This window comes from Sulfitobacter sp. 1A13368, from assembly GCF_043557275.1.
GTDB classification, from domain to species: Bacteria; Pseudomonadota; Alphaproteobacteria; order Rhodobacterales; family Rhodobacteraceae; genus Sulfitobacter; species Sulfitobacter faviae.
Genome location: NZ_JBIFFR010000001.1, coordinates 553,572 through 576,189, shown reverse-complemented (window position 1 = coordinate 576,189; position 22,618 = coordinate 553,572). Strand labels below are relative to the sequence as shown.

The following is a 22,618-nucleotide window of genomic DNA, read 5'->3' as shown; positions in this document are numbered from 1 at the left end:
CGTGCAAAGCGATATGAGGCGGTTTGCATGTTTCGGAATGTCCTAGGTTTCACCAGCGTTGCGGCGCTTTGCATCGGCCTGTCGGCGCCGCTGATGGCGCAATCGGTCGCAGGCCCCTATCTGGCGGGGCGTCATGCCGCCGTGAACAGCGACTACCCCGAGGCCGCGCGTTACTATACCGAGGCGCTGGCGCGGGACCCGAAGAACATCGAATTGATGGAAAGCGCGGTGCTGTCCTATCTCTCGCTCGGACGGGTGGACAAGGCGCTGCCGCTGGCACGCAATATGATCACCCTCGGCACCAAGAGCCAAGTGGCCGAGATGACCCTTGTCGCCGCCTTGGCGAAAGAGGGCGATTACAAGGCCCTGCTTGAACGCGATACCTCGGCCATCGGCCCTTGGGTCGGCGGGCTGGTGCAGGCATGGGCGCATATGGGGGCGGGCGATGTCACCGCCGCGCTAAAGGCTTTCGACAGCCTGAGCGAAGAGGCCGGGATGCAGGGCTTCGTGATGTATCACAAGGCCCTCGCGCTGGCGAGCGTCGGCGATTTCGAAGGGGCGGAGGCGATCTTTGCCAGTGGTGAGGCAGGGGCCGCAGGTCAGACCCGGCGCGGCGTGATGGCCCATGCCGAGATCCTTGGCCAATTGGGGCGCAGCGAGGATGCGCTGGCGGTGCTCTCTGACGGTTTTGGCGCGGATAGCGACCCCGAAATCGCGCGGCTGATCGAAGGTTTGCAGCAGGAAACGCCCGCGCCCTTCAGCCATATGCCCGACGCCCAAGCGGGCATGGCTGAGGTGTTTTTCACCTTCGCCGCCGTGCTGCGCAATGAGGCGGCTGGGGACTATTACGTTTTGCTCTATTCCCGCATCGCCCGCTATCTTCGCCCGGACCATGTTGATGCGCTTTTGCTGACGGCAAGCCTGTTGGAGAACCTTGGCGAGCATGATCTGGCGATCGCCGAATATAAATCCCTGCCTGCCGACAGCCCGGCCTATCACGCCGCCGAACTGGGCCGCGCCGATGCGCTGCGTCGCTCGGGCAAGACCGCGCAGGCGATCGAAGTGCTGGAGCAATTGGCGCGTAGCCACGGCGATCTGCCGGTCGTGCATTCCACGCTGGGCGACATGCTGCGCGCCGAAGAGGAATACGAGGCGGCCATCGACTCCTACGACGCGGCGCTGGAGCGCACGCCCGAGGGCGCCCGCGCCCGCTGGGTGCTGTTCTACGCCCGCGCCATCGCCAAGGAACGCAGCGGCGATTGGGAAGGCTCCGAAGCCGATTTCCGCGCCGCACTTGAGTTGAACCCCGAACAGCCACAGGTGCTGAACTACCTCGGCTACTCGCTGGTCGAACAGCAGCGCAACTTGGACGAGGCGCTGGATATGATCGAACGCGCCGTCGCGGCCAGCCCCGACAGCGGCTATATCGTCGATTCGCTGGGTTGGGTGTTCTACCGGCTGGACCGCTACGAAGAAGCGGTGGAGCAGATGGAACGGGCGGTCGAGTTGGAGCCGGTTGATCCGGTGGTGAACGATCACCTCGGGGATGTTTATTGGGCCGTGGGCCGCAAGCGCGAGGCCGAATTCCAATGGCGTCGGGCGCTCTCTTTCGTTGACCTGACGGATGCGGATTCGGAGGCCGACCCCGAGCGGATGCGCCGCAAGCTGGAAGTCGGACTCGATGCCGTGCTGGCCGAAGAGGGCGCGGCCCCGCTCAAGGTTGCTGCGGACGAATGAGCCTTTCAAAGGATGGGGCGCCCGCCGACCCCGGCGCTGCGGCGTCGCGGATGGCTTGGGCCAAGGTGAACCTGACCCTGCATTGCACCGGCCAGCGGGCCGACGGCTATCACCTGCTGGATTCGCTGGTGGTGCGGGCTGGCGTGGGTGATCGGCTGGATGTGGCTGCCGCGGATGATCTGACCCTGACGGTCAGCGGCCCGCGGGCCGAAGGGGTGCCGACCGATGCGCGCAACCTTGTCCTGCGCGCGGCAGAGATGCTGGACGCAGGCGCGGGCCGTGGCGCAGCAATGCATCTTGAGAAACACCTGCCCGCAGCGGCGGGAATCGGGGGCGGCTCTGCCGATGCGGCGGCGGCCTTGGATTTGCTCGCGGCGCATTGGAGCGTTCCGCTTCCCGCAGCCCCCGCGCAGCTCGGGGCGGATGTGCCGGTCTGTCTGACACGCGGCCCGCAGCGGATGCAGGGGGTGGGGGAGATCCTCACGCCGCTTTCCGCGCTGCCGCCTTGCCATATGGTGCTGGTGAACCCCGGCGTCGATGTGCCGACGCCTGCTGTCTTCTCGGCGCTCAGTGACAAGAGCCAGCCACCGATGCCGGAGGTGATCCCGAGTTTCGCGGGCTTTTCCGACTTCATCGATTTTCTGAGCGCACAGCGCAACGACCTTGCCGCGCCCGCCATCGCGCGGGAGCCGGTCATCGGGGTCTGTCTGGAGGCGCTGAGCGATGCGGCGCTGGCGCGGATGTCCGGCTCGGGCGCGACCTGTTTCGGCCTCTACGCCACGGCGGCGCAGGCCGAGGCCGCGGCCCATCGCATCGCCAGCGCGGCGCCGCGATGGTGGGTCGCCGCCGCGCCGATCTTGGCCGCTTAGCTGATCCGGGCGACGACGTAGTCGGCCAGATCAATCAACATGTCTTTCAACTCATGGTCGGGCAGGGGGGCAAGCGCCGCTTTGGCCTTCTCCGCCCAGTCACAGGCATCGCGCTGCGTCGCGGTGAGCGTGTCGTGTTTGTCCAAAAGCATCAGCGCATGGTCGAGGTCGCCCTCTTCCTGTTTGCCCTTCTCAATGGTGCGGGTCCAAAAGGCGCGCTCTTCCTCGTCGGCCTTGGCCACGGCTTTGATCACCGGCAGGGTCAGCTTGCGCTCGCGGAAATCGTCGCCGACGTTCTTGCCCGTGGCCCCTGTATCGCCCTGATAATCCAGCAGATCGTCGACGATCTGAAAGGCGATGCCAAGGGCGTCACCATAGTCATAGAGCGCCGTGACCTGATCCTCCGGCGCATCGGCGATCACGCCGCCCACCTCGGTCGCGGCTGAGAAGAGCGCCGCTGTTTTGCCGCGCACGACCTGCAGATAGACCTGTTCATCCGTGGCCAGATTCTTCGCGGCGGTCAGTTGCAGCACCTCGCCCTCCGCGATGGTCGCGGCGGCGTTCGACAGGATGCGCATGACGGGCATCGAGCCCGGCTCGGTCATCAACTGGAAGCTGCGGGCGAAGAGGTAGTCCCCCACCAGCACCGACGACTGGTTGTCCCACAAAAGGTTCGCCGTAGGCCGCCCGCGCCGCTGCGCGCTTTCGTCCACCACATCGTCGTGCAGCAGGGTCGCGGTGTGAATGAACTCAACCGTGGCGGCCAGATGGACGTGATAGGGCCCGTCATAGCCGCACATCCGGGCCGCGGCCAGCGTCAGCATCGGGCGCAGGCGCTTGCCGCCCGCCTCAACCAGATGGGCGGTGACCTCGGGGATGCGGGGCGCGTGTTTCGACGCCATCCGCTCGCGGATCAGGGCGCTGACCGCCGCCATATCATCGCTTAGATAGGCCGCCATGCGGTCGTGCGGTTTGCCCGTTGCATCACTTTTCATCATCATTTCCCGCGTCCCGCTCGACATGCCGGTGATCCGGCTCTACATCTTTGATATGAAGGAACTTTTGCGCAGCACCGACATGACCATCATCGCCTTTGCCACCGCCCTTCTCAGGGGGGAGGATATAGACTGCTTTGAAATGGACGTAAACATGAGCGTGCTCGAAGGAGGCATTGGGATTTTCCCGCGCCGCCTGATGGTGCATCCTGATGATCATGACGCCGCCCTGCGGGTGATGCGCGAGAATGAGATTCCGCTGGGGCTGTGACCCGTTTCACCGAAGACGACCTGACCTGCGACGCTTTTCTCGGCGGCAAGCTGCACCTCTGGCAGCCGCGCCGGGGGCGGGGCTATCGCGCCGGGGTGGACCCGGTTTTGCTGGCCGCGAGCATCGAGGCCGAGGCAGGGCAAAGCGTGCTGGAGCTTGGCTGCGGGGCTGGTGCGGCGGTGCTTTGTCTGGGGGCGCGGGTGCCGGGGCTGACGCTAACGGGCTGTGAGCTGCAACCCGCCTATGCCGAATTGGCGCGGCGCAATGGCGGCGCGGCGCTGGAGGTGGTGGAGGCCGATCTGACCGAGATGCCCCTGCATCTGCGCCAGCGACAATTTGACCACGTTCTTGCCAATCCGCCCTATTTCGACCGGGCCGCCTCGGTCCAGTCCCGCGATCCCGGGCGCGAGACGGCCTTGGGTGAGGCGACGCCCCTGCGACAATGGGTCCGCACCGCCGCGCGGCGGCTAAAGCCCAAGGGGCAGGCGCATTTTATCCATCGCGCGGAACGTTTGCCCGAGATTTTGGCGGCGCTGCCGCATGAGATGGGATCGGTCGAAGTGCTGCCGCTCGCCTCGCGCGCGGGAAGGATGCCGGAGTTGATTCTCTTGCGTGCGCGCAAGAACGGACGCGGTGCTTTTCGGCTTTATCACAGCTTTGTCATGCACCTCGGCGCGCGGCACGAGGGGGATGGCGATAGCTATGTGCCGGAAATCGAAGCGGTCCTGCGCCGGGGGGCGCCGCTGGTCTATCCTACTTCTTAAGCGTTTCTTTACCAACTTCACCCCTATGCTGCGGTGCCGCGTGACTTGTGGGTCGCGCTGTGGTCCACTGAAATTCCACACACCAATCATGGAGGATTGTATGGCTTTGAACGCACATCTGGACACCCTGAAGCGCAAGCATCAGGCGATGAGTGAGGCGGTGGAAACCGCGCAACGCGCCCCCGGTATGGACGATTTGAAAGTGGCTTCCATGAAAAAGGAAAAACTGCGTTTGAAAGAGGAGATTAGCCGCCTGTCGAGCTGACCCTTACCGCGCAATGCGGCGTTTTTGATCGCTGTCGTTCCGCTTTGGCGGGGCGGCAGGCTGGATGGCTAGTGAGTGCCGCATTCGGGTTTCGTTTTCTCATTAAAAAGGCCAGTCTTCGGAAAAGACTGGCCCATTAAATTTCTAGAACATCTGCCCGTCAGACGACGAATTGCGCCCCATTGGCCGAGATCGTCGAGCCATTGATGAAACCCGCATCGTCGGAAACGAGAAAGGCCACCGCACGGGCGATTTCTTCGGGCTCTCCCAGCCGCCCGGCGGGGATCTGCGCGATGATGCTTTCACGGACCTTTTCGGGCACCGCCATGACCATATCCGTCGCAATATAGCCGGGGCAGATGGCATTGGCGGTGATGCCCGCGCGCGCGCCTTCTTGGGCCAATGACTTCACGATGCCCAGATCGCCCGCCTTGGTCGCGGCATAGTTTACTTGCGCGAACTGACCCTTTTGCCCGTTGATCGAAGAGATCACGACGACGCGCCCGAATTTGCGTTCGCGCATGCCGGGCCAGACCGGGTGGATCGTGTTGAAGACGCCGGTCAGATTGGTGGCGATGACCTCATTCCACTGGTCGGGGGTCATCTTGTGAAAGGGCGCGTCGCGGGTGATGCCCGCATTGGCGACCACCACCTCGATGGGTCCAAGCTCGGCTTCGACTTGTTCGATCCCCGCTTTGGAGGCGTCGTAATCTGCCACGTTCCATTTATAGGTCTTGATGCCGGTCTCTTCGGTGAATTTCGCGGCGGCTTCGTCATTGCCGGCATAGGTGGCGGCGACGGTATAGCCTTTGTCCTTCAGCGTGGTCGAAATGGCCGCGCCAATCCCGCGACTTCCCCCGGTGACCAAAGCGATGCGTGACATGTAATCCCTCCCTCAAGGTAATGTTCTTGCAAATGCATGTTTCGGCGCGCAAGAAAGTTGCGCGCCGATTTAGTCTTAGGGGCGCTCTAGGCACATGGCAACACCCATACCGCCGCCGATACACAGCGTCGCCAAACCTTTCTTGGCGTCACGGCGCTGCATTTCGAACAGCAGGGTGTTGAGCACCCGCGCGCCCGAGGCACCAATGGGGTGGCCGATGGCGATGGCGCCGCCGTTGACGTTCACGATTTCCGGATCCCAGCCCATTTCCTTGTTCACGGCGCAGGCCTGTGCGGCGAAGGCTTCGTTGGCTTCCACCAGATCGAGGTCTTCGGGCGACCAACCGGCTTTCTCCAGCGCCTTGCGCGACGCATAGACGGGGCCGACGCCCATGATCGACGGGTCGAGACCGGCGGTGGCATAGGAGGCGATGCGTGCCAGCGGTTGGATGCCGCGCTTTTCGGCTTCATCCGCGCTCATCAGCAGCGCACCCGCCGCACCGTCGTTGATGCCCGAGGCATTGGCCGCGGTGACGGAGCCGTCTTTGGTGAAGGCCGGGCGCAGCTTCTGCATCGCTTCGATATTGGCGCCATGGCGGATGTATTCGTCCTGATCGACAACCGTCTCGCCCTTGCGGGTCTTGATGGTGAAGGGAACGATCTCATCGGCGAATTTGCCAGCTTTCTGCGCGGCTTCGGCCTTGTTTTGCGAGGCGACGGCGAATTCGTCCTGCTGGTCGCGGCTGATCTGCCATTTCTCGGCCACGTTCTCGGCGGTTTGGCCCATGTGGTAGCCGTTGAACGCATCCCAGAGGCCGTCGCGGATCATCGTGTCGATGAACTGCAAATCGCCCATTTTCTGGCCCGCGCGGAGGTTTTGCGCATGGGGGCTGAGGGTCATGTTCTCTTGCCCGCCAGCGGCCACGATGTTCGCGTCACCAAGTTGGATATGCTGGGCCGCCAGCGCCACGGCGCGCAGGCCCGAGCCGCAGACCTGGTTGATGCCCCAAGCTGCGCTCTCTTTCGGCAGCCCTGCGTTGATATGCGCCTGACGCGCCGGGTTCTGACCTTGGGCGGCGGTCAGCACCTGCCCCAGAATGGTCTCGGAGACTTCGGACGGGTCCACCCCGGCGCGGGCCACCAGTTCTTTCAGAACGGTGGCACCAAGGTCATGGGCGGGCGTATTGGCGAACGCCCCGCCGAAACTGCCCACGGCGGTCCGGGCGGCGGATGCGATGACGACATTGGTCATGATGTGACTTTCCTCTACCTTGTTGGGCGGGGGCACACCGACACGCGCCATCGTCGGGCGTGGGCGCTCCCGTCCCTCTGAGGTAGTGATAGCGGATGCGCTGCAATGCGGCAACTGAGCAGGCAGCCCGCCGCCGCAGCCCCGGCGGCCTGCCCGCGCGGGCCTAGCCGGTGGCGCGCACCCGGTCGAATTTCAGCCATGGGGGCCGGGTGGTTGGCGCGGCGAAGTGGTAGCCTTGCAGGCAGTCGACGCCCATCTCGACCAGCACCGCCGCATCAGCGGCGTTCTCCACGCATTCGGCCACGGTCAACATGTCGAAATGCGTGGCGATGGACATTAGCGCGGCGGTCAGGGCGCGGTTGTCGGGGTTGGTGGCGATGCCGCGGATGAACTGCCCATCGAGTTTCAGGACATCAAAGTAGAAATCCTTGAAATAGCGGATCGCCGTTTGCCCCGCCCCGAAATCATCCATGGCAAAGCAGATGCCGTGGGGCTGCAACTGGTTCATGAAGCTCGTCACAAGTTCCGGCACCATCATGGCCGAGCTTTCCGTGATCTCAAGGATCAGCCGTTCGCCCAAGGTGGCATCGCGGGCCAGCCAGTGGTGCAAGACGCGGGTCCATTCCTGATACCCGATGGAGCGGGCGGACATATTGATCGACAGCCGCAGGCCGGGATGGTGGTGCAGCGCGTTCAGCCCCAGACGCAGGGCCAGAACATCCACCTGCCGCCCGGTATCCGTGTCCTCGATCGCGGGCATGAAATCCTTGGCCGGAATCACGCGGCCCGTGGGATCAAGCAGGCGGATCAGCCCCTCGTGAAAGGCGACATTTGTCGGATTGCTGGCCAGCATGACAGGTTGGAACGCCAGCAGCGTTTGGCGATGGGCCACGGCCTCGCGCACCATTTCAAGCGTCGCGGCATCGCGCTGCATCACCGCATGGTTCAGCGGGCTGTCCCCACCGGGGGGAACGTCGGCGAAAGGGCGTTGGAATCGACGGGGCACGGCGGTACTCTCTTGCTGTCCTGCGATGGGTATGGGCGCAAAGGTGATAATACGGTCTTAATCGGCGGCGATTTCCGCGGTGGATCGCGCAGGGGAGAGCCGAAGATGCAGCGCTGTGACTGGGCCGGGGATGACCCGATTTACCAAGCTTACCATGACACCGAATGGGGGGTGCCCGAATACGACAGCCGTGCCCTTTGGGAGAAACTGATCCTCGACGGGTTTCAGGCAGGGCTCAGCTGGATCACGATCCTTAAAAAGCGGGATAACTTCCGTACGGCCTTTGCCGGGTTCGACCCGCATCAGATCGCCGAATGGGGCGAGGCGGATGTGCTGCGCCTGCTGGGTGATCCGGGCATCATCCGCCACAGGGGCAAGATCGAGGCCGCCATCACCAACGCGCGGGCCTGGCAGGAGGTGGAGGCGCGCGAGGGGTTCGACGCCTTTATTTGGCGCTATGTCGATGGCAAACCGCTGCAAAACCGCTTTGCCACACAGGCCGAGGTGCCGCCGAAGACCGCCTTGTCCGAGCAGGTGAGCAAAGACTTGAAGAAAGCCGGTTTCAAGTTCTGCGGGCCGACGATCACCTATGCCTGGATGGAGGCCTGCGGGCTGGTGAATGATCATATCCTGACCTGTCACCGCCACGCGCCCTGCGCTGCGATGGCACGTTAGGGGCGGGTCTATCAAATTCGCCGAAAATCCCCCGTTGACTCCCTGTCATGGCCCCGTATAAGCGCCCCTTCATTGGTGTTGGTGGACCCCGCAAGGGGAAGCCTGTCGGGCTTCGGCCAAAGGACAACGCCCTTTACCGCCCCTCGGGGCCTTATAAAGGAGATCAGCCGTGACAAAACGCACAGCTGCCAAGCACAAACTAGACCGCCGTATGGGCGAAAACATCTGGGGCCGTCCGAAGTCCCCGGTGAACCGTCGTGAATACGGCCCCGGCCAGCACGGCCAGCGCCGCAAGGGCAAGATGTCGGACTTCGGCATCCAGCTGCGCGCCAAGCAGAAGCTCAAGGGCTACTATGGCGACCTGACCGAAAAGCAGTTCCGTCGCATCTACGGCGAAGCTGAGCGTGTTAAAGGCGACACCGGTGAGAACCTGATCGGCCTGCTCGAGCGCCGTTTGGACGCCGTCGTGTACCGCGCCAAATTCGTGCCGACCGTTTTCGCCGCACGCCAGTTCGTGAACCACGGCCACGTCAAAGTGAACGGCCGCAAGGTCAACATCCCCTCCTACCGCGTGAAAGAGGGTGACGTGATCGAAGTGCGTGACCGTTCCAAGCAGCTGACCTCGGTTCTCGAAGCCGTGCAACTGCCCGAGCGTGACGTGCCGGACTACCTGGAGTGTGACCACTCCAAAATGACCGCGACTTTCGTGCGCACACCGAGCCTCGGCGACGTGCCGTACCCGGTTGTGATGGAGCCGAACCTCGTCGTGGAATTCTACGCGAAGAACTAAGCTTCTTCGCCTGTCGAATACCAAAGGCCGCGTGGTGCGAACCGCGCGGCCTTTTCTTTTTGCGCAGGGCGGCGGGCAGCAGGGCAACAGCCTGTCCGCTGGCGCCGCGGATGCAGAATGATTCTGGCATCACCGCGACACCCCCGATAGAAGGGCGGCAGTAGCGTGAGGATGAGAGCGAGATGACACAGATCGCACCGCAACCGGGCATTATGGAGATCGACCTTTACCAAGGGGGTGCGGCGCATGTCGCGGGCCTTGAGAATGTGGTCAAGCTTAGCTCGAATGAGAACCCGCTGGGGCCCAGCCCCGCCGCCGTCGAAGCCTATCGCCGCGCGGCCTATGACCTGCATCGCTACCCATCCTCCGACCATAGCGCCCTGCGCGCCGCCATTGCCGAGGTTCTGGACCTCGATGCCGAGCGGATCATCTGCGGCGCGGGCTCGGATGAGATCATTGCCTTCCTCTGCCAAGCCTATGCCGGACCGGGCACCGAGGTGGTGCACACCGAACACGGCTTTGCCATGTACCGCATCTCGGCCCTCGCCGCCGGAGCGACGCCCGTTGAGGTGCCCGAGCGTGAACGGGTGACGGATGTCGATGCCATCCTCGCCGCCTGCACCGACGCGACGCGGCTGGTCTTCATCGCCAACCCAAACAACCCCACCGGCACGATGATCGGTCTGGCCGAGATCGAGCGTCTGGCCGAAGGGCTGCCGCCGCAGGCGCTTTTGGTGCTCGACGGGGCCTATGCCGAATATGTCGAGGGCTACGACGGCGGGGCCGCGCTGGTCGACCGGCGCGACAACGTAGTGATGACGCGCACTTTCTCCAAGCTCTACGGTTTGGGCGGGCTGCGCATCGGCTGGGGCTATGGGCCGGGCCATGTGATCGACGTGCTGAACCGGGTGCGGGGGCCGTTCAACCTGTCGCAGGCCGCGCTCAACGCCGCCGAGGCGGCGATGCGCGACCGCGCCTATACCGACCATTGCCGGGCCGAGAACGCCCGCTGGCGCACGTGGCTGGCCGATGCGCTGGCCGAGATCGGCGTGCCCTCGGACGTCTCGCTCGCCAATTTCGTGCTGGCCCGCTTCGCCAATCAGGCCGAGGCCGAGGCTTGTGACGACTACCTCAAGACCCAAGGGCTGATCGTGCGCCGGGTGGCGGGCTACAACCTGCCCAACTGTCTGCGCATCACCGTGGGCGATGAAAGCGCCTGCCGCCGCGTCGTCCATGCCGTGCGGCAGTTCAAAGGGGGCAACTGATGGCGCAGGTCTATGACAGGGTCGCCCTCATTGGGCTGGGGCTGATTGCCTCCTCGCTTTTCTGGGCGATGAAGCGCGGCGGTCTGGCGGGCGAAGTCACCGGCTATGCCCGCAGCGACGAGACCCGCGCCACGGCGCGTGAAATCGGGCTTTGCGACCGGGTCTGCGACAGCGCCGCCGAGGCCGTCGCGGGCGCCGATCTGGTGGTGCTCTGCGTGCCGGTGGGCGTCATGGGCGCCGTGGCCGCAGAAATCGCGCCGCATCTCGCACCCGGTGCCACGGTGACGGACGTAGGCTCGGTCAAGGCCGACGTCATCGCGCAGGTGGGGCCGCATCTGCCCGACGGTGTGCATTTCATCCCCGCGCACCCGCTGGCGGGGACCGAGCATTCCGGCCCGCGCAGCGGCTTTGCCGAGCTCTTCGACAACCGCTGGTGCCTGCTGGTCCCCGTGGAAGGCACCGACAAGGACGCCATCGCGCGGCTGCGCGCGCTCTGGGAAGGCGCGGGCGCCAATGTTGAGGAAATGGACGCCGAGCATCACGATCTGGTGCTGGCCGTCACCTCCCATGCGCCGCACCTCATCGCCTATACGATGGTGGGCGTGGCCGACGATCTGCGCCGGGTGACCGACAGCGAGGTGATCAAGTATTCCGCCGCCGGTTTCCGCGACTTCACCCGGATCGCGGCGAGTGATCCCACGATGTGGCGCGATGTCTTTCTGACCAACAAGGACGCGACGCTGGAAATCCTTGGCCGCTTCACCGAAGAGCTTTTCGCCCTGCAACGCGCCATTCGGACCGGCGACGGCGATCATCTGCACGCCTATTTCACCCGTACCCGCGCGATCCGGCGCGGCATTATCGAGGCGGGGCAGGATACCGACGCGCCCGATTTTGGCCGGGGCGCGCCCAAGGCATGAGGGTCTGGGCTGTCCTGCCGCTGATCATGCTGGGGCAAATCGCCTTGGCTGCGGGGCCGGACAGTTCTGAGCGCCCCGTGGCGCGTCAGCAGGGGGATAGCTTGCCGGTCAGCGTCGCCCCCGGCGGCGCGATCGCCCCGCCCGAACGTGACCCCGCCGCCCGTGCTGCCGCCGAGGGCGGGCAGGGGATGAAAGCTTCGCTCCGTCCCACCCTGCGCAGCGCCAAGGTCGAACAGGCCGCCCGTGCGCGGCAGCGGATGTTGGCCAAGGGCGCGGTCTGCGGCGATCTGGCGATACAGGGCACGCCGGTGGGCCGGGTGCCGGGCCGGATCAGCGGTTGCGGGGTTGAGAATGCGGTCAAGATACGCTCGGTCTCGGGCATCCGGCTCAGCACCGCGGCGGTGATGGATTGCACCACGGCCAAGGCGCTGAACACATGGGTGCGGCAATCGGCGGTGCCTGCTTTGGCGGGGCAGAGCGGCGGGTTGAAGGAGCTCAAGGTCGCCGCGCATTACGCCTGCCGGACGCGGAACAACCGCAAGGGGGGCAAGATCTCCGAACATGGCAAGGGCCGCGCGATCGACATTTCCGGGTTTGAACTGGCGGACGGCAGCACGATCAGCCTGTTGAAGGGCTGGCGCGCGCGGCGCAGCAGCGCGGCTTTGCGCCGGATGCACCGGGGCGCCTGCGGGCCGTTTGGCACGGTGCTGGGGCCAGAGGCGGACCGCTTTCACCAAGACCATTTTCACTTCGACACGGCGCGCTATCGCAGCGGCAGCTACTGCCGCTAAGCGGCGGTCAGGGCTGGATCAACCGCGGTGCGGGGCCAAGTGGGATCCCCGCCAGCATCATCTGACCATCCGTAAAGATCAGGTCGAGGTCCAATCCGCCCGGCGTGCCGCCCCGCGCTTCCAACAGCCGCAGCATGGTGTCGACCTGCCCGCGCATCGACGGCGGCAGAAAGCCCGCACGTTCGCCCGCGTCGAGCAGTTTGGACCAATTGGTGACCCGCAGGCTCAGCACCCCATCGGGAATGCCCGCGACGTCAAAGGTGAGCGCCCCCTCGGCGCCCAGAGCCACCTCGCCCCAAGCGGCATCCACATTCTCAACCGTCAGCGCGTCGATCTGCGGCAGGGTGCCTGCCATCGCGCTGTGCCGGTCCAGCGGGCGGGCAAAGGTCACGGCCATCCGCGCCGAGAGGATCGGCTGCCCGCCGGGCTGGCCCGCGCCATCGCCCAAGACCTTGCGCAGCAAGGGGCCGGGGGTGATGCCGCCGGGCAGCAGCGTGATGTCATAGTCCCGCGCCGCACTGCCCGATTGCGCGATCCGCATCCGCGGCTCTTCCGCCTCCAGCAGCAGCCCGTCGGGGCCGTCGACCTCAAGATGCGTGCTGCGAAGCTCCATCGCCTCCAGTTGAAGCGAGGTGCCGGGGTGCAGTTCCAGATCGGCGCGCAGGTCGCGCATCTTCAGCGTCAGGGGCAATGCGCCTGCGGGTAGGTCGCCCGCCGCAACGGGCGCGCGGGCCGAGAGATCACCGGGCCACCAGACCGGGGCGGAGAGATCAAGCTGCGGGGCCTCGAATGCCAGACCGCGGGCCGGGTCTGCCACGGCAAACCCGCTCAGCCGGTTTTGCAAGGACAGGGGAAAGCCCGCTTTGTCGATGTCTTTGAGCGTCACCTCCCAACCCGCCGCGCGGCGGGTGTCGAGCAGGCGGGTCAGGGTGCTTTGCATCTGCGTCGTGGCGGCGGCCCACCACGCGCCCCAAAGTGCGGCGATCACAATCAGCAGCCAAACCAATTTCCGCATTTCGATAGCCCTTCAAATCGTGCTTCAGATGCGGTTTACCGAAGGCCAGCAGAAAGGACCAGCAGGATGACAATGTGGGTATTTGGCTATGGCAGCCTCTTGTGGAACCCCGGTTTCGAGGTGGCGGAAAGCGTGATCGCCACGCTGCCGGGCTATGCGCGGTCGTTCTGCATGCGCTCGATCCATCACCGGGGCACGGTCGAACAGCCAGGGCTGGTGCTGGCGCTTGACGAATCCGTTCGCTCGGCCTGCGAAGGGATGGCGATGCGGGTGACTGGGGGGCAGGAGGTGCAGACGTTGGACTATCTGCGCGAGCGTGAGCTGATCTCTTCGGCCTATGTCGAGAAGAACCTTACCGTGCATCTGACCGATGGCCGCGACGTGGAGGCGGTGACCTATGTGATCGACGCGGCGCATGAGCAATATTGCGGCGGGCTGCCCTTGGAAGAACAAGCGCAGATCATTGCCCGCGCCGTAGGCGGACGCGGACCAAATACCGAGTATTTGATCAACACCGCCGTGCATCTGTCCGAAGTGGGCTTGCATGACCCCGCGTTGGAGTGGTTGCATGATCGGGTGAAGGCTTTGACCTCATAAAAACTTGGCAACTCTTTGCCGTTTCAGTGTAAGCTGCGGCAAGAGCAGAACAAAGGGTCAGGAAAGGCCGCATGGCACAGCCAGACCGCAAGGCAAAACCGCAGTTTTCACAGCCGGTGCGTCAGATTTCTCTGATGCTGATCGCGCTCGGCCTCACGGGGGCCGGGGTCTTTCTGGCGCTGCCCCGGGTGCTGCCGATCTTTGCCGCGAACCCATGGCTGAATGGGGTCATCATCTTTGTCTTCATCGTCGGTGTGCTGGCCTGTTTCTATCAGGTGATGCAGCTTATCGGCTCGGTCCGCTGGATCGAGGATTTCGCCGCTGGCAATGCCGAACCCGATGCCAAACCGCCGCAATTGCTGGCACCCTTGGCGTCGCTTCTGCGCCAACGCGGCGCGCGGATGCAGGTCAGCACGACCTCCACCCGGTCGATCCTCGATTCCGTCGCCTCGCGCATCGACGAAGTGCGCGAGATTACGCGCTATATCGTCAATATGTTGATTTTCCTCGGCCTTCTGGGGACGTTTTATGGGCTGGCCACGACCGTTCCGGCGGTGGTCGACACGATCCGTTCCCTCGCCCCCAGTGAGGGTGAAGCGGGCGTCGATGTCTTTGGCCGTCTGATGACCGGGCTTGAGGCGCAGTTGGGCGGCATGGGCGTGGCCTTCGGCTCTTCGCTTCTGGGGCTTGCGGGCTCTCTCGTCGTGGGGTTGTTGGAGCTTTTCGCAGGCCACGGGCAGAACCGCTTCTATCAAGAGCTGGAAGATTGGCTGAGTTCCATCACGCGGGTCGGGCTGACCTCAGGCGATGATGTGAGCGATCAGAACATTATGGCCAGCGTGATGGATCAGATGGTCGAACAGATGGCCGAGATGCAGCAGATGTTCACCCAATCCGACGTCAGCCGCGCCATGGTCGACGACAAGCTGGGCAAGCTGGCCGATGCCGTGGACCGGATGACCACGCGGATGGAGCATGACACGACCACCAACAGCGCGCTGGAGCGGGTGGCCGATGGGCAAGACCGGTTGATCGCCACGCTCGAAGGTCAGGTCGCGGGCGAAGGGATCGACGCGGAAAGCCGGATGCGCTTGCGCTCCATCGACGTGCAGATGCTGCGTATCTTGGAAGAGATTTCTGCCGGGCGGCAGGAAACCATGGCCGAATTGCGCAAAGATATCTCTCTGCTGGCCAAGGCGCTTTCCGGACAACGCGCCCCTGAGGCCCGCCGCCTGCGGGCGGGCGATACCTCCGGTGGCGGGGACCAGTAATGGCACTTTCCCGGCGGACAGGCGCACGGTTTCAGGGCTCCATCTGGCCGGGGTTCGTCGATGCGATGACCGGGCTTTTGCTGGTTCTGATGTTTGTACTGACCATCTTCATGGTGGTGCAATTCGTCCTGACAGAGCGGATTAGCGGGCAGGAAAGCGAGCTTAACGAATTGGCCGGAGAGGTCGCGGCCCTTGCCCAAGCGCTTGGCGTCGAAGAACGCACCACCGCGCGTTTGGAGGCTCGGCTCGGCGCGCTGAATGCCTCACTGAACGACGCGCGTGATGAGGTGTCGCGGCAAGAGGCAGTGATCGCCGGGCTGACTTCTGAACGCGACGCGCAAGCGGCTGCCTTGCAGGCGGCGGAGGCCGAGATCACCGGCTTTGAGGCACGGGTGGCCGCGCTCTTGGCGTCGCAGGCGGAAGATCAGGCGCGCATCGGTGACTTGGAAGACCGCGAAGCCGCGCTGTTGGATGAGCAAGAGGCGCTGAACCTCGCGCTCAGCACCGCGCGGGAGGAGATCGACGCGCAGGCGGAAACGGCCCGGCTTGCCGCCGCGAAACGCGAGGCGTTGGATGCGCTGGTGGCCGATCTGCGGGCGCAAAACGCCGAAGCCGAGGCCGAAGTCGCCGCCCTCAATGCCGAGGTGGCGGAGGCCGAAGAGGCGCTCAGCGCCGAGGAAGCCGCCCGTCTGGCCGAAGCCGCAGCGGCGCAGGCGCTGCGCGACCGGCTGGAGGATGCGGATGCGGAATTGACGGCCATGACCCTTTCGCTTGAGGCGCAGCGCAAGAAGGCCGAAGAGACGCTGACCCTTTTGGCCGCTGCCCGCGCGGCGCGCAGCGACCTCGACAGTGAGCTTGCCGCAGCGCTGCTGCGGATGGAGCGGCTGGAGGAGAGCGGCGCGGGGCTGGAGGCCGAGCGCGCCGCGCTCACCGAAGAGTTGGAAGCCGCGGAAGGCACCGAAGAGGACCTGCGCGCGCGGTTGGCGCAGGCCGAGGCGACCGAGCAGACGTTGAACGCCCGTCTGGCCGAGGCGCTGGCCCGTGTGCAGCGCCTAGAGGAAGAGGGAGAGGCGCTGAGCGGCACGCAGTCGGATCTGCGCGAACGTTTGGCGCAGGCGCTGGCGGCAAAACTCGCGGCGGAGACTTTGGCCGAGGATAAGACCACTGCCGCCGAACGCCGTGCTGCCCTTTTGGCGCAGGCCGAAGAGACGCTGGCCGAGGAGAAAGCCGTGAGCGCCGCGGCGCAGCGGCAGACCGAGTTGCTGAACCAACAGGTCGCGGAACTGCGCGCGCAACTGGGCAACCTACAGGCGTTGCTCGATGACGCCGTGGCGCGGGATGCGGCGAAATCGGTGGAATTGCAATCGCTTGGCTCCGAGTTGAACACCGCGTTGGCGCGGGTCGCGGCGGAGGAACGCCGCCGCGCCGAATTGGAGGCGGCAGAGCGCAAGCGGCTTGAGGAAGAGAGCAAGAACCTTGCCCAGTACCGCTCAGAATTCTTTGGGCGGTTGCGTGATCTGCTGGGCAACCAGGAGGGTGTGCGGATCGAAGGCGACCGTTTTGTCTTCTCCTCCGAGGTGCTTTTCGCGCCGGGCAGTGCGGTGCTGAGCCAAGACGGGCAGGGTGAGATTGCCAAGGTGGCGGGCATTCTGCGCAGCGTTGTGGATGACATCCCGCCCGAGATCGATTGGGTGATCCGCGTCGATGGTCATACCGACAATGTGCCGCTTTCCGGCTTTGGGGAGTTTGCGGACAACTGGGAACTCAGCCAAGCGCGGGCGCTGTCGGTGGTCAAATATATGGTCAATTTCCTCGGCATTGCGCCGGATCGTTTGGCCGCCAATGGCTTTGGCCAGTATCAGCCCGTGGCCGAGGGCAATACCGAGGCTGCGCGGGCGCAGAACAGGCGGATCGAGTTGAAGTTTACCGAGAAGTAGGCAGGCAGCCCCGGCCTATCGCAGGGTCAGAACGCCGGTCTTTTCGTCGATCACACGGCCCTCGCGCAGCAGGGTGACCCTGCCCGTATAGCGCCCGGCGGCCCATGGCGCAGAAGCCGCGCGTTTGCCGATGGCCCGAAAGGCTTGCGCCTGCGGCTTCTCCATCACCACATCCCTTTCGATGACCGTGCCTTTTGGCCCGGCGAGGCTGAGGCGCATCACGTCATCCTTTTGCGTGCCATAGCTGTAGCCATAGATGACCAAGGCAGGGGCCTCTTTGGGCAGGCTGTCGCGATGGGCTTCGCCCGCCTTGATCTCATCATAGCTGGGCACGCGGTCGGCAAAGCCAAGCGCAATCAGCCCGCCGGGGCGGTAGGGCGGGGTGTCTTGCCAGAGGGTTTTGCGCAGTTCGACGTCACAACTATGGCCTTCGGGGGCGAATGGATCGACGGGCTGGCCGTGATGGCGCAGCGACAGGTGCAGATGCGGAAAGGCAGCTTTGCCGGACTGGCCAACGAGCCCGAAAGCGTCGCCAACCGCCACCTCCTGCCCTTCCTGCACGCGGAGCGAGCCGTGTTTCAGGTGGCAGTATTGCGTCTCCCATCCCTGGCCGAGGTCGATCACCACGCCATTGCCGCATTCGCGCCCTTGGACCTCCGAGAGCGGTGCGCCATCTGGCATCCCGTCCCGCAGTCCTTTGACTACCCCCGCCGCCGCCGCGCGCACGGTCACGCCCGCGGCCATCGCCGCGCGGTCGGGCAGGGCGAAATCCGTGCCCTTGTGGCCGTCATAGGTTAGGCCGGAACAGCGGTAGTCCTCTGCGCCGCCGCTCGGGTCGCGGTCCATATATTGTTGGATGTGGCAGTCCTGCCCAAGGGTGCAATCCAGCGGGAAGGCCAATTGCAAATCCTCCGCCAGCGCAGGGCTGGCGGAGGAGAGGATCAGGGCCAGTGCGGCCCGATAGATCATTCCGCGGTGAGCAGCGGGGGGCGATCACCGGAAAGACGCTTGCTTTCGCTGCCCAAGACTTTGAGCGTCAACTCATCATCTTTGACGCCAACCTTGACGACACCGCCTTTGGCCAGCTTGCCAAAGAGCAACTCCTCGGCCAGCGGCTTCTTGATGTGCTCTTGGATCACACGGCCCAAGGGACGCGCGCCCATCTTGTCGTCATAGCCCTTGTCGGCAAGCCATTCGGCGGCCTTCTTGGAGAGCTCGATGGTCACGTTGCGGTCCATCAGCTGCGCTTCGAGTTGCAGCACGAACTTCTCGACCACCCGCAGGATCACCGACTTCGGCAGCGGCGCGAAGGAGATCACGGCGTCCAGACGATTGCGGAACTCCGGCGTGAAGGTCCGCTCGATCGCGGCGGTATCCTCGCCCTCGCGGCGGTCGCGGCCAAAGCCCACAGCCGCTTTGGCCTGTTCGGAGGCGCCCGCGTTGGAGGTCATGATCAGCACCACATTGCGGAAATCCACCGTGCGGCCATTGTGATCGGTCAGTTTGCCGTGGTCCATCACCTGCAACAGGATGTTGTAGACGTCCGGGTGCGCCTTCTCCATCTCGTCGAGCAGCAGCACGCAATGCGGATGCTGGTCCACGCCATCGGTGAGCATGCCGCCTTGGTCAAAGCCGACATAGCCCGGAGGCGCGCCGATCAGACGGCTGACCGCGTGTTTCTCCATATATTCCGACATGTCGAAACGCAGCAGTTCCACGCCAAGGGTGTCGGCCAATTGCTTGGCCACCTCGGTTTTACCCACGCCAGTGGGGCCAGCGAAGAGGTAGTTGCCGATGGGCTTGTCCGGCTCGCGCAGGCCCGCACGGGACAGTTTAATCGCCGAAGACAGCGCCACGATGGCGTCATCCTGCCCGAAGACCACCCGTTTGAGAGAGCTTTCCAGATCCTTCAGCACCACCACATCGTCTTTGGAGACATTCTTCGGCGGGATGCGGGCGATCTTGGCCACCACGGCCTCGACCTCCTTGGTGCCGATGGTCTTGCGGCGCTTGGAAGCGGCGACGAGGTGCTGGGCGGCACCGGCTTCGTCGATCACGTCAATCGCGCTGTCCGGCAGCTTGCGGTCGTTGATGTAGCGATGCGCCAGTTCCACGGAGGTCTTGATCGCGTCGGAGGTGTATTTGACGCTGTGATGCTCCTCGAAATAGGGTTTCAGCCCCTTGAGGATCTTGGTGGCGTCTTCGACCGAAGGCTCGCTCACGTCGATCTTTTGGAACCGGCGGCTCAGCGCGCGGTCCTTCTCGAAGTGCTGGCGGAACTCCTTGTAGGTGGTGGAGCCCATGGTGCGCAGTTTGCCGCCCTGAAGTGCGGGCTTCAGCAGGTTGGAGGCATCCATTGCGCCGCCCGAAGTGGCACCGGCACCGATCACAGTGTGGATCTCGTCGATGAAAAGCACCGCGTCCTTGTGATCCTCAAGCTCGGTCACCACGGCCTTGAGCCGCTCCTCGAAGTCACCGCGGTAGCGGGTGCCGGCCAAGAGCGCGCCCATGTCGAGCGAGTAGATCGTGGTATTAGCCAGCACCTCAGGCGTTTCACCGGCGACGATCTTGCGCGCCAGACCTTCGGCGATGGCGGTCTTGCCCACGCCCGGATCACCCACCAGCAGCGGGTTGTTCTTGCGGCGGCGGCAGAGCACTTGAATGCAGCGCTCAACCTCGCCCTCGCGGCCGATCAGCGGGTCGATGTCGCCTTCGCGGGATTTGGCGTTGAGGTCCACGCAGTATTTCGCCAGCGCGGATTCCTTCTTGTCGCCATCGGTGACGCTTTGGGCCTCTTCCTCGGTCTCGGGCGCGCCTGTGACGGGGCGGGATTCACCATAGGCCGGGTCTTTGGCGACACCATGGGCGATGAAGTTCACCGCGTCATAGCGGGTCATGTCCTGCTCTTGCAGGAAATAGGCGGCGTTGCTCTCACGCTCGGCAAAGATGGCGACCAGCACGTTGGCGCCCGTCACCTCGGTCCGACCCGAGGATTGCACATGGATTGCGGCGCGTTGGATTACGCGCTGGAAAGCCGCCGTTGGCACCGCTTCGGAACCGTCGATGTCGGTGATCAGATTGCTGAGATCATCGTCGACGAATTCCACCAGCGTATCGCGCAGGTCAGAGACATCGACGGAACAGGCTTTCATGACCTGCACGGCATCGGGTTCATCGAGCAAGGCCAGCAACAGATGTTCAAGCGTTGCGAATTCGTGGCGGCGGGCATTGGCCAGCGCGAGGGCCGCGTGGATTGCCTGCTCAAGTGTAGTCGAGAATGAAGGCACGGGCGTGCTCCTTTTCGATCGGGGTCGGTGAGGTGCTGAGATGTCTCAGGCCCCGGTCCGACCATGGCCTCATAGTATTAGAGTTTGGTTGATCATCGCCCATCTTCAAGAAGATTCTGGTCCGAATCGGTCACATTTGCCGTGAGCGAGGACTTTGAGCCATGATTGCGGGCGCTCAGAACTGGTCTTTTCGCCTGCGGATTTCGGTGAACACTTCCGTGTCGGTGGCGTCTGGCATCCCCAAGGTCGCGCGGATGGCCAGGTCGGCGGGGCGCAGAAAGGGATTGGTTTCTAGTTCCAGTGAAAGCGACGAGGGGACGGTCGGCTGCCCCTTGGCACGGGCGCTGTCGATGTCCTTGGCCCTTGATATAAGGGCGGGATTGTCCGGATCAACGGTCAGGGCGAATTTTGCGTTGGCGGCGGTATATTCATGGCCCGAGCAGATCGTCGTGCCCTGTGGCAGGGCGGCCAGCTTTTGCAGGCTTTCCCACATCTGCGCGGGGGTGCCTTCAAAGAGGCGACCGCAGCCAAGCGCCATGAGGCTGTCGGCGGTGAAGGCCGCCCTGGCTTTAGGCACATGGAAGGCGATGTGGCCCACGGTGTGGCCAGATACGTCGAGCACTTGGGCCTCAAGCGCGCCCAGCTTGATGGTGTCACCCTCGGCCACTGCGCGCTCGAGCGGGGGCAGGCGGTGGGTGTCGCCCTTGGCGCCGATCACCTCGGCGGGGAAACGGGTCAGGACCTCGGCCAGCCCTTGGACGTGGTCGGGGTGGTGGTGGGTCAACCAGACTTGGCTCAGCGTCCAGCCGCGGCGGTCAAGCTCTGCCATGATCGGCGCAGCCTCGGGCACGTCGATCAGCGCCACCGCGCCGCTGTCATGGTCACGCAGCAGAAAAGCGTAGTTGTCCGACAGACAGGGAATCGTGACCAGATCAAAGGCCATGGCGTCTTACCTCGCTGTGTTGTTATGGTCCGGTAAGAGTGACACTCACCAAGGCGGGCTGCAATGCATCTTGATGTACAGGATCTGCGCAATTTCTATTATCGCAGCGCGTTGGGACGTGCGGCGCAGAAATCCCTGCGCGGGCGGTTGTTGGAGCTTTGGCCCGAGGCGAAGGGCCAGACCGTTGTCGGCTTTGGCTTTGCTGCACCCCTGCTGCGCCCCTATCTGGCGGATGCGCGGCGGGTGATGGTCTTGATGCCCGGCCCGCAGGGGGTGATGCCTTGGCCGGCGGGGATGCCCAACACCTCGGTCCTGACGGAAGAGACGCTTTGGCCGGTCGAGACGGGGGCAGTGGATAAACTGGTGCTGATGCACGGGCTCGAAACCTCCGAACGGCCCAGCGAGCTGCTGGACGAATGCTGGCGTGTGCTGGGGCCGGGGGGCAAGGCGCTGTTTATCGTGCCAAGCCGCGCGGGCATGTGGGCGCGGCGCGACCGCACGCCTTTCGGCTATGGGCGGCCCTATTCGCCGGGGCAGCTAGAGACGCAGTTGCGCAAGCATCAGTTCCTGCCGGAACGGCACCTTGGCGCGCTTTATCAGTTCCCTTCGCAACAGCGAATCTGGATGAAATCGGCGCCTTTGTTCGAGAAAATCGGACGTCAGATGCCGACGATGATGGGCGGCGGCGCGATCTTGGTGGAGGCCACGAAACTGGTTTACCCGCCGCGAGGCCGCCCGCAACGCAGCACCGCAAGGCGTGCCATCGGGGTGTTGGAGGGGATGGCAGAGCCGCAGGCCAAACCGGTCTAAACGTCTCAGCGCCTTGTAGACTTAGCACATGCAGTGCGCGAGGGGGCTGGATTAGTGGGCCTGCTCCAGCTGTGGTCGGGGTGGCATTTTTCTGCGGCAAAGAGCCGCGATAGGCCGCAGCCCTTGCAATATTGCAGCACGCCGCGACATTACCTGCCTATACTGTGTTGCCGGGCGTGAACCTGTCTGCTACATCGCCCCTGATTTAGACGTCTTGGGTAACTTCAAGCCGCGCCAACTGCTGGTGACGCGACATCTTCGCATATCCGGCGCTTA

The 22,618-nt window shown here is 64.3% G+C and carries 22 protein-coding genes; 14 read left to right on the top strand and 8 right to left on the bottom strand.

Annotated elements, in window-relative coordinates:
• Positions 1 to 27 precede the first annotated feature (27 nt).
• Together ACGYK4_RS02820 and ACGYK4_RS02815 are read left to right on the top strand one after the other, a co-directional pair.
• Positions 28 to 1,737, top strand: coding sequence for a tetratricopeptide repeat protein (locus ACGYK4_RS02820; RefSeq protein ID WP_394454997.1), 1,710 nt, complete (start codon positions 28 to 30; stop codon positions 1,735 to 1,737).
• Positions 1,734 to 2,606 (top strand): 4-(cytidine 5'-diphospho)-2-C-methyl-D-erythritol kinase, encoded by an 873-nt coding sequence (locus ACGYK4_RS02815; protein WP_394454996.1) that lies wholly within the window; start codon positions 1,734 to 1,736, stop codon positions 2,604 to 2,606. The genes ACGYK4_RS02820 and ACGYK4_RS02815 overlap by 4 nt, the downstream gene beginning before the upstream one ends.
• Here ACGYK4_RS02815 and ACGYK4_RS02810 read toward each other — a convergent pair.
• A complete protein-coding gene (locus ACGYK4_RS02810; RefSeq protein WP_394454995.1) occupies positions 2,603 to 3,601 on the bottom strand; it encodes a polyprenyl synthetase family protein in 999 nt (332 codons plus the stop codon). The two genes, ACGYK4_RS02815 and ACGYK4_RS02810, sit on opposite strands and share 4 nt — an antisense overlap.
• 55 nt (positions 3,602 to 3,656) lie before the next feature.
• On the opposite strand from ACGYK4_RS02810, the gene ACGYK4_RS02805 reads away from it, so the two are divergent.
• The 3 genes from ACGYK4_RS02805 to ACGYK4_RS02795 all read left to right on the top strand — a co-directional run bounded on the left by ACGYK4_RS02805 (position 3,657) and on the right by ACGYK4_RS02795 (position 4,901).
• A complete protein-coding gene (locus ACGYK4_RS02805; protein WP_394455110.1) occupies positions 3,657 to 3,872 on the top strand; it encodes a DUF2007 domain-containing protein in 216 nt (71 codons plus the stop codon).
• Positions 3,869 to 4,636 (top strand): tRNA1(Val) (adenine(37)-N6)-methyltransferase, encoded by a 768-nt coding sequence (locus ACGYK4_RS02800; RefSeq protein WP_394454993.1) that lies wholly within the window; start codon positions 3,869 to 3,871, stop codon positions 4,634 to 4,636. Before ACGYK4_RS02805 ends, ACGYK4_RS02800 begins: the two co-directional genes overlap by 4 nt.
• 100 nt (positions 4,637 to 4,736) lie before the next feature.
• The gene (locus ACGYK4_RS02795) at positions 4,737 to 4,901 is read left to right on the top strand and encodes a YdcH family protein (RefSeq protein WP_082852182.1); all 165 of its coding nucleotides are present in this window, start codon (positions 4,737 to 4,739) and stop codon (positions 4,899 to 4,901) included.
• A gap of 160 nt (positions 4,902 to 5,061) precedes the next feature.
• Here the strand turns inward: ACGYK4_RS02795 and phbB are convergent, their stop codons facing one another.
• From phbB to ACGYK4_RS02780, 3 genes are all read right to left on the bottom strand, one after another.
• Positions 5,062 to 5,784 (bottom strand): acetoacetyl-CoA reductase, encoded by a 723-nt coding sequence (gene phbB, locus ACGYK4_RS02790; protein WP_209218289.1) that lies wholly within the window; start codon positions 5,782 to 5,784, stop codon positions 5,062 to 5,064.
• Positions 5,785 to 5,859: 75 nt separating this feature from the next.
• Entirely contained in the window at positions 5,860 to 7,035 is a 1,176-nt protein-coding gene (locus ACGYK4_RS02785) for an acetyl-CoA C-acetyltransferase (protein WP_394454992.1), read from the bottom strand.
• A gap of 163 nt (positions 7,036 to 7,198) precedes the next feature.
• Positions 7,199 to 8,041: an EAL domain-containing protein gene (locus ACGYK4_RS02780; protein WP_394454990.1), complete on the bottom strand. Its 843-nt coding sequence runs from the start codon at positions 8,039 to 8,041 to the stop codon at positions 7,199 to 7,201.
• Positions 8,042 to 8,146: 105 nt separating this feature from the next.
• On the opposite strand from ACGYK4_RS02780, the gene ACGYK4_RS02775 reads away from it, so the two are divergent.
• The 5 genes from ACGYK4_RS02775 to ACGYK4_RS02755 all read left to right on the top strand — a co-directional run bounded on the left by ACGYK4_RS02775 (position 8,147) and on the right by ACGYK4_RS02755 (position 12,482).
• Positions 8,147 to 8,716 carry a DNA-3-methyladenine glycosylase I gene (locus ACGYK4_RS02775; protein ID WP_394454988.1) on the top strand — a complete coding sequence of 190 codons (570 nt, stop codon included), beginning with the start codon at positions 8,147 to 8,149 and terminating at the stop codon, positions 8,714 to 8,716.
• A 169-nt stretch (positions 8,717 to 8,885) separates the two neighbouring features.
• The gene (gene rpsD / locus ACGYK4_RS02770) at positions 8,886 to 9,506 is read left to right on the top strand and encodes a 30S ribosomal protein S4 (protein WP_271693051.1); all 621 of its coding nucleotides are present in this window, start codon (positions 8,886 to 8,888) and stop codon (positions 9,504 to 9,506) included.
• A gap of 182 nt (positions 9,507 to 9,688) precedes the next feature.
• Complete coding sequence (gene hisC, locus ACGYK4_RS02765) at positions 9,689 to 10,771, top strand: histidinol-phosphate transaminase (RefSeq protein WP_394454986.1); 1,083 nt, start codon at positions 9,689 to 9,691, stop codon at positions 10,769 to 10,771.
• Positions 10,771 to 11,691: a prephenate/arogenate dehydrogenase family protein gene (locus tag ACGYK4_RS02760; protein ID WP_394454985.1), complete on the top strand. Its 921-nt coding sequence runs from the start codon at positions 10,771 to 10,773 to the stop codon at positions 11,689 to 11,691. Before hisC ends, ACGYK4_RS02760 begins: the two co-directional genes overlap by 1 nt.
• Entirely contained in the window at positions 11,688 to 12,482 is a 795-nt protein-coding gene (locus ACGYK4_RS02755) for an extensin family protein (RefSeq protein ID WP_394454984.1), read from the top strand. Before ACGYK4_RS02760 ends, ACGYK4_RS02755 begins: the two co-directional genes overlap by 4 nt.
• A gap of 7 nt (positions 12,483 to 12,489) precedes the next feature.
• On the opposite strand, the gene ACGYK4_RS02750 is transcribed toward ACGYK4_RS02755, so the two are convergent.
• Complete coding sequence (locus ACGYK4_RS02750) at positions 12,490 to 13,497, bottom strand: DUF2125 domain-containing protein (protein ID WP_394454982.1); 1,008 nt, start codon at positions 13,495 to 13,497, stop codon at positions 12,490 to 12,492.
• A gap of 66 nt (positions 13,498 to 13,563) precedes the next feature.
• Between ACGYK4_RS02750 and ACGYK4_RS02745 the strand changes: the two genes are divergently transcribed.
• From ACGYK4_RS02745 to ACGYK4_RS02735, 3 genes are all read left to right on the top strand, one after another.
• On the top strand, positions 13,564 to 14,094 hold the full coding sequence (locus tag ACGYK4_RS02745) for a gamma-glutamylcyclotransferase (RefSeq protein WP_394454980.1): 531 nt from the start codon (positions 13,564 to 13,566) through the stop codon (positions 14,092 to 14,094).
• Between the two features lie 71 nt (positions 14,095 to 14,165).
• On the top strand, positions 14,166 to 15,365 hold the full coding sequence (locus ACGYK4_RS02740; protein ID WP_394432451.1) for a biopolymer transporter ExbB: 1,200 nt from the start codon (positions 14,166 to 14,168) through the stop codon (positions 15,363 to 15,365).
• The gene (locus ACGYK4_RS02735; protein ID WP_394432453.1) at positions 15,365 to 17,302 is read left to right on the top strand and encodes a peptidoglycan -binding protein; all 1,938 of its coding nucleotides are present in this window, start codon (positions 15,365 to 15,367) and stop codon (positions 17,300 to 17,302) included. The genes ACGYK4_RS02740 and ACGYK4_RS02735 overlap by 1 nt, the downstream gene beginning before the upstream one ends.
• A 15-nt stretch (positions 17,303 to 17,317) precedes the next feature.
• Here ACGYK4_RS02735 and ACGYK4_RS02730 read toward each other — a convergent pair whose 3' ends face one another.
• The 3 genes from ACGYK4_RS02730 to gloB all read right to left on the bottom strand — a co-directional run bounded on the left by ACGYK4_RS02730 (position 17,318) and on the right by gloB (position 21,532).
• Entirely contained in the window at positions 17,318 to 18,271 is a 954-nt protein-coding gene (locus ACGYK4_RS02730; protein ID WP_394432455.1) for a M23 family metallopeptidase, read from the bottom strand.
• Positions 18,268 to 20,589, bottom strand: a complete 2,322-nt coding sequence (clpA, locus tag ACGYK4_RS02725) for an ATP-dependent Clp protease ATP-binding subunit ClpA (protein WP_394432457.1) — start codon at positions 20,587 to 20,589, stop codon at positions 18,268 to 18,270. The genes ACGYK4_RS02730 and clpA overlap by 4 nt, the downstream gene beginning before the upstream one ends.
• A gap of 175 nt (positions 20,590 to 20,764) precedes the next feature.
• Entirely contained in the window at positions 20,765 to 21,532 is a 768-nt protein-coding gene (gene gloB / locus ACGYK4_RS02720; protein WP_394454978.1) for a hydroxyacylglutathione hydrolase, read from the bottom strand.
• A 63-nt stretch (positions 21,533 to 21,595) separates the two neighbouring features.
• On the opposite strand from gloB, the gene ACGYK4_RS02715 reads away from it, so the two are divergent.
• Positions 21,596 to 22,342: a class I SAM-dependent methyltransferase gene (locus ACGYK4_RS02715; RefSeq protein WP_067262215.1), complete on the top strand. Its 747-nt coding sequence runs from the start codon at positions 21,596 to 21,598 to the stop codon at positions 22,340 to 22,342.
• Positions 22,343 to 22,618 lie beyond the last annotated feature (276 nt).

What these genes read in the sequence shown, in the direction of transcription:
- ACGYK4_RS02730 (WP_394432455.1), bottom strand. Translation starts at nt 18,271, where the DNA reads ATGATCTATCGGGCCGCACTGGCCCTGATCCTCTCCTCCGCCAGCCCT.
- ACGYK4_RS02810 (WP_394454995.1), bottom strand. Translation starts at nt 3,601, where the DNA reads ATGAAAAGTGATGCAACGGGCAAACCGCACGACCGCATGGCGGCCTAT.
- ACGYK4_RS02755 (WP_394454984.1), top strand. Translation starts at nt 11,688, where the DNA reads ATGAGGGTCTGGGCTGTCCTGCCGCTGATCATGCTGGGGCAAATCGCC.
- ACGYK4_RS02775 (WP_394454988.1), top strand. Translation starts at nt 8,147, where the DNA reads ATGCAGCGCTGTGACTGGGCCGGGGATGACCCGATTTACCAAGCTTAC.
- ACGYK4_RS02820 (WP_394454997.1), top strand. Translation starts at nt 28, where the DNA reads ATGTTTCGGAATGTCCTAGGTTTCACCAGCGTTGCGGCGCTTTGCATC.
- ACGYK4_RS02785 (WP_394454992.1), bottom strand. Translation starts at nt 7,035, where the DNA reads ATGACCAATGTCGTCATCGCATCCGCCGCCCGGACCGCCGTGGGCAGT.
- ACGYK4_RS02815 (WP_394454996.1), top strand. Translation starts at nt 1,734, where the DNA reads ATGAGCCTTTCAAAGGATGGGGCGCCCGCCGACCCCGGCGCTGCGGCG.
- ACGYK4_RS02740 (WP_394432451.1), top strand. Translation starts at nt 14,166, where the DNA reads ATGGCACAGCCAGACCGCAAGGCAAAACCGCAGTTTTCACAGCCGGTG.
- ACGYK4_RS02715 (WP_067262215.1), top strand. Translation starts at nt 21,596, where the DNA reads ATGCATCTTGATGTACAGGATCTGCGCAATTTCTATTATCGCAGCGCG.
- ACGYK4_RS02795 (WP_082852182.1), top strand. Translation starts at nt 4,737, where the DNA reads ATGGCTTTGAACGCACATCTGGACACCCTGAAGCGCAAGCATCAGGCG.
- ACGYK4_RS02745 (WP_394454980.1), top strand. Translation starts at nt 13,564, where the DNA reads ATGACAATGTGGGTATTTGGCTATGGCAGCCTCTTGTGGAACCCCGGT.
- ACGYK4_RS02735 (WP_394432453.1), top strand. Translation starts at nt 15,365, where the DNA reads ATGGCACTTTCCCGGCGGACAGGCGCACGGTTTCAGGGCTCCATCTGG.
- ACGYK4_RS02750 (WP_394454982.1), bottom strand. Translation starts at nt 13,497, where the DNA reads ATGCGGAAATTGGTTTGGCTGCTGATTGTGATCGCCGCACTTTGGGGC.
- ACGYK4_RS02760 (WP_394454985.1), top strand. Translation starts at nt 10,771, where the DNA reads ATGGCGCAGGTCTATGACAGGGTCGCCCTCATTGGGCTGGGGCTGATT.
- phbB (WP_209218289.1), bottom strand. Translation starts at nt 5,784, where the DNA reads ATGTCACGCATCGCTTTGGTCACCGGGGGAAGTCGCGGGATTGGCGCG.
- hisC (WP_394454986.1), top strand. Translation starts at nt 9,689, where the DNA reads ATGACACAGATCGCACCGCAACCGGGCATTATGGAGATCGACCTTTAC.
- gloB (WP_394454978.1), bottom strand. Translation starts at nt 21,532, where the DNA reads ATGGCCTTTGATCTGGTCACGATTCCCTGTCTGTCGGACAACTACGCT.
- ACGYK4_RS02805 (WP_394455110.1), top strand. Translation starts at nt 3,657, where the DNA reads ATGAAGGAACTTTTGCGCAGCACCGACATGACCATCATCGCCTTTGCC.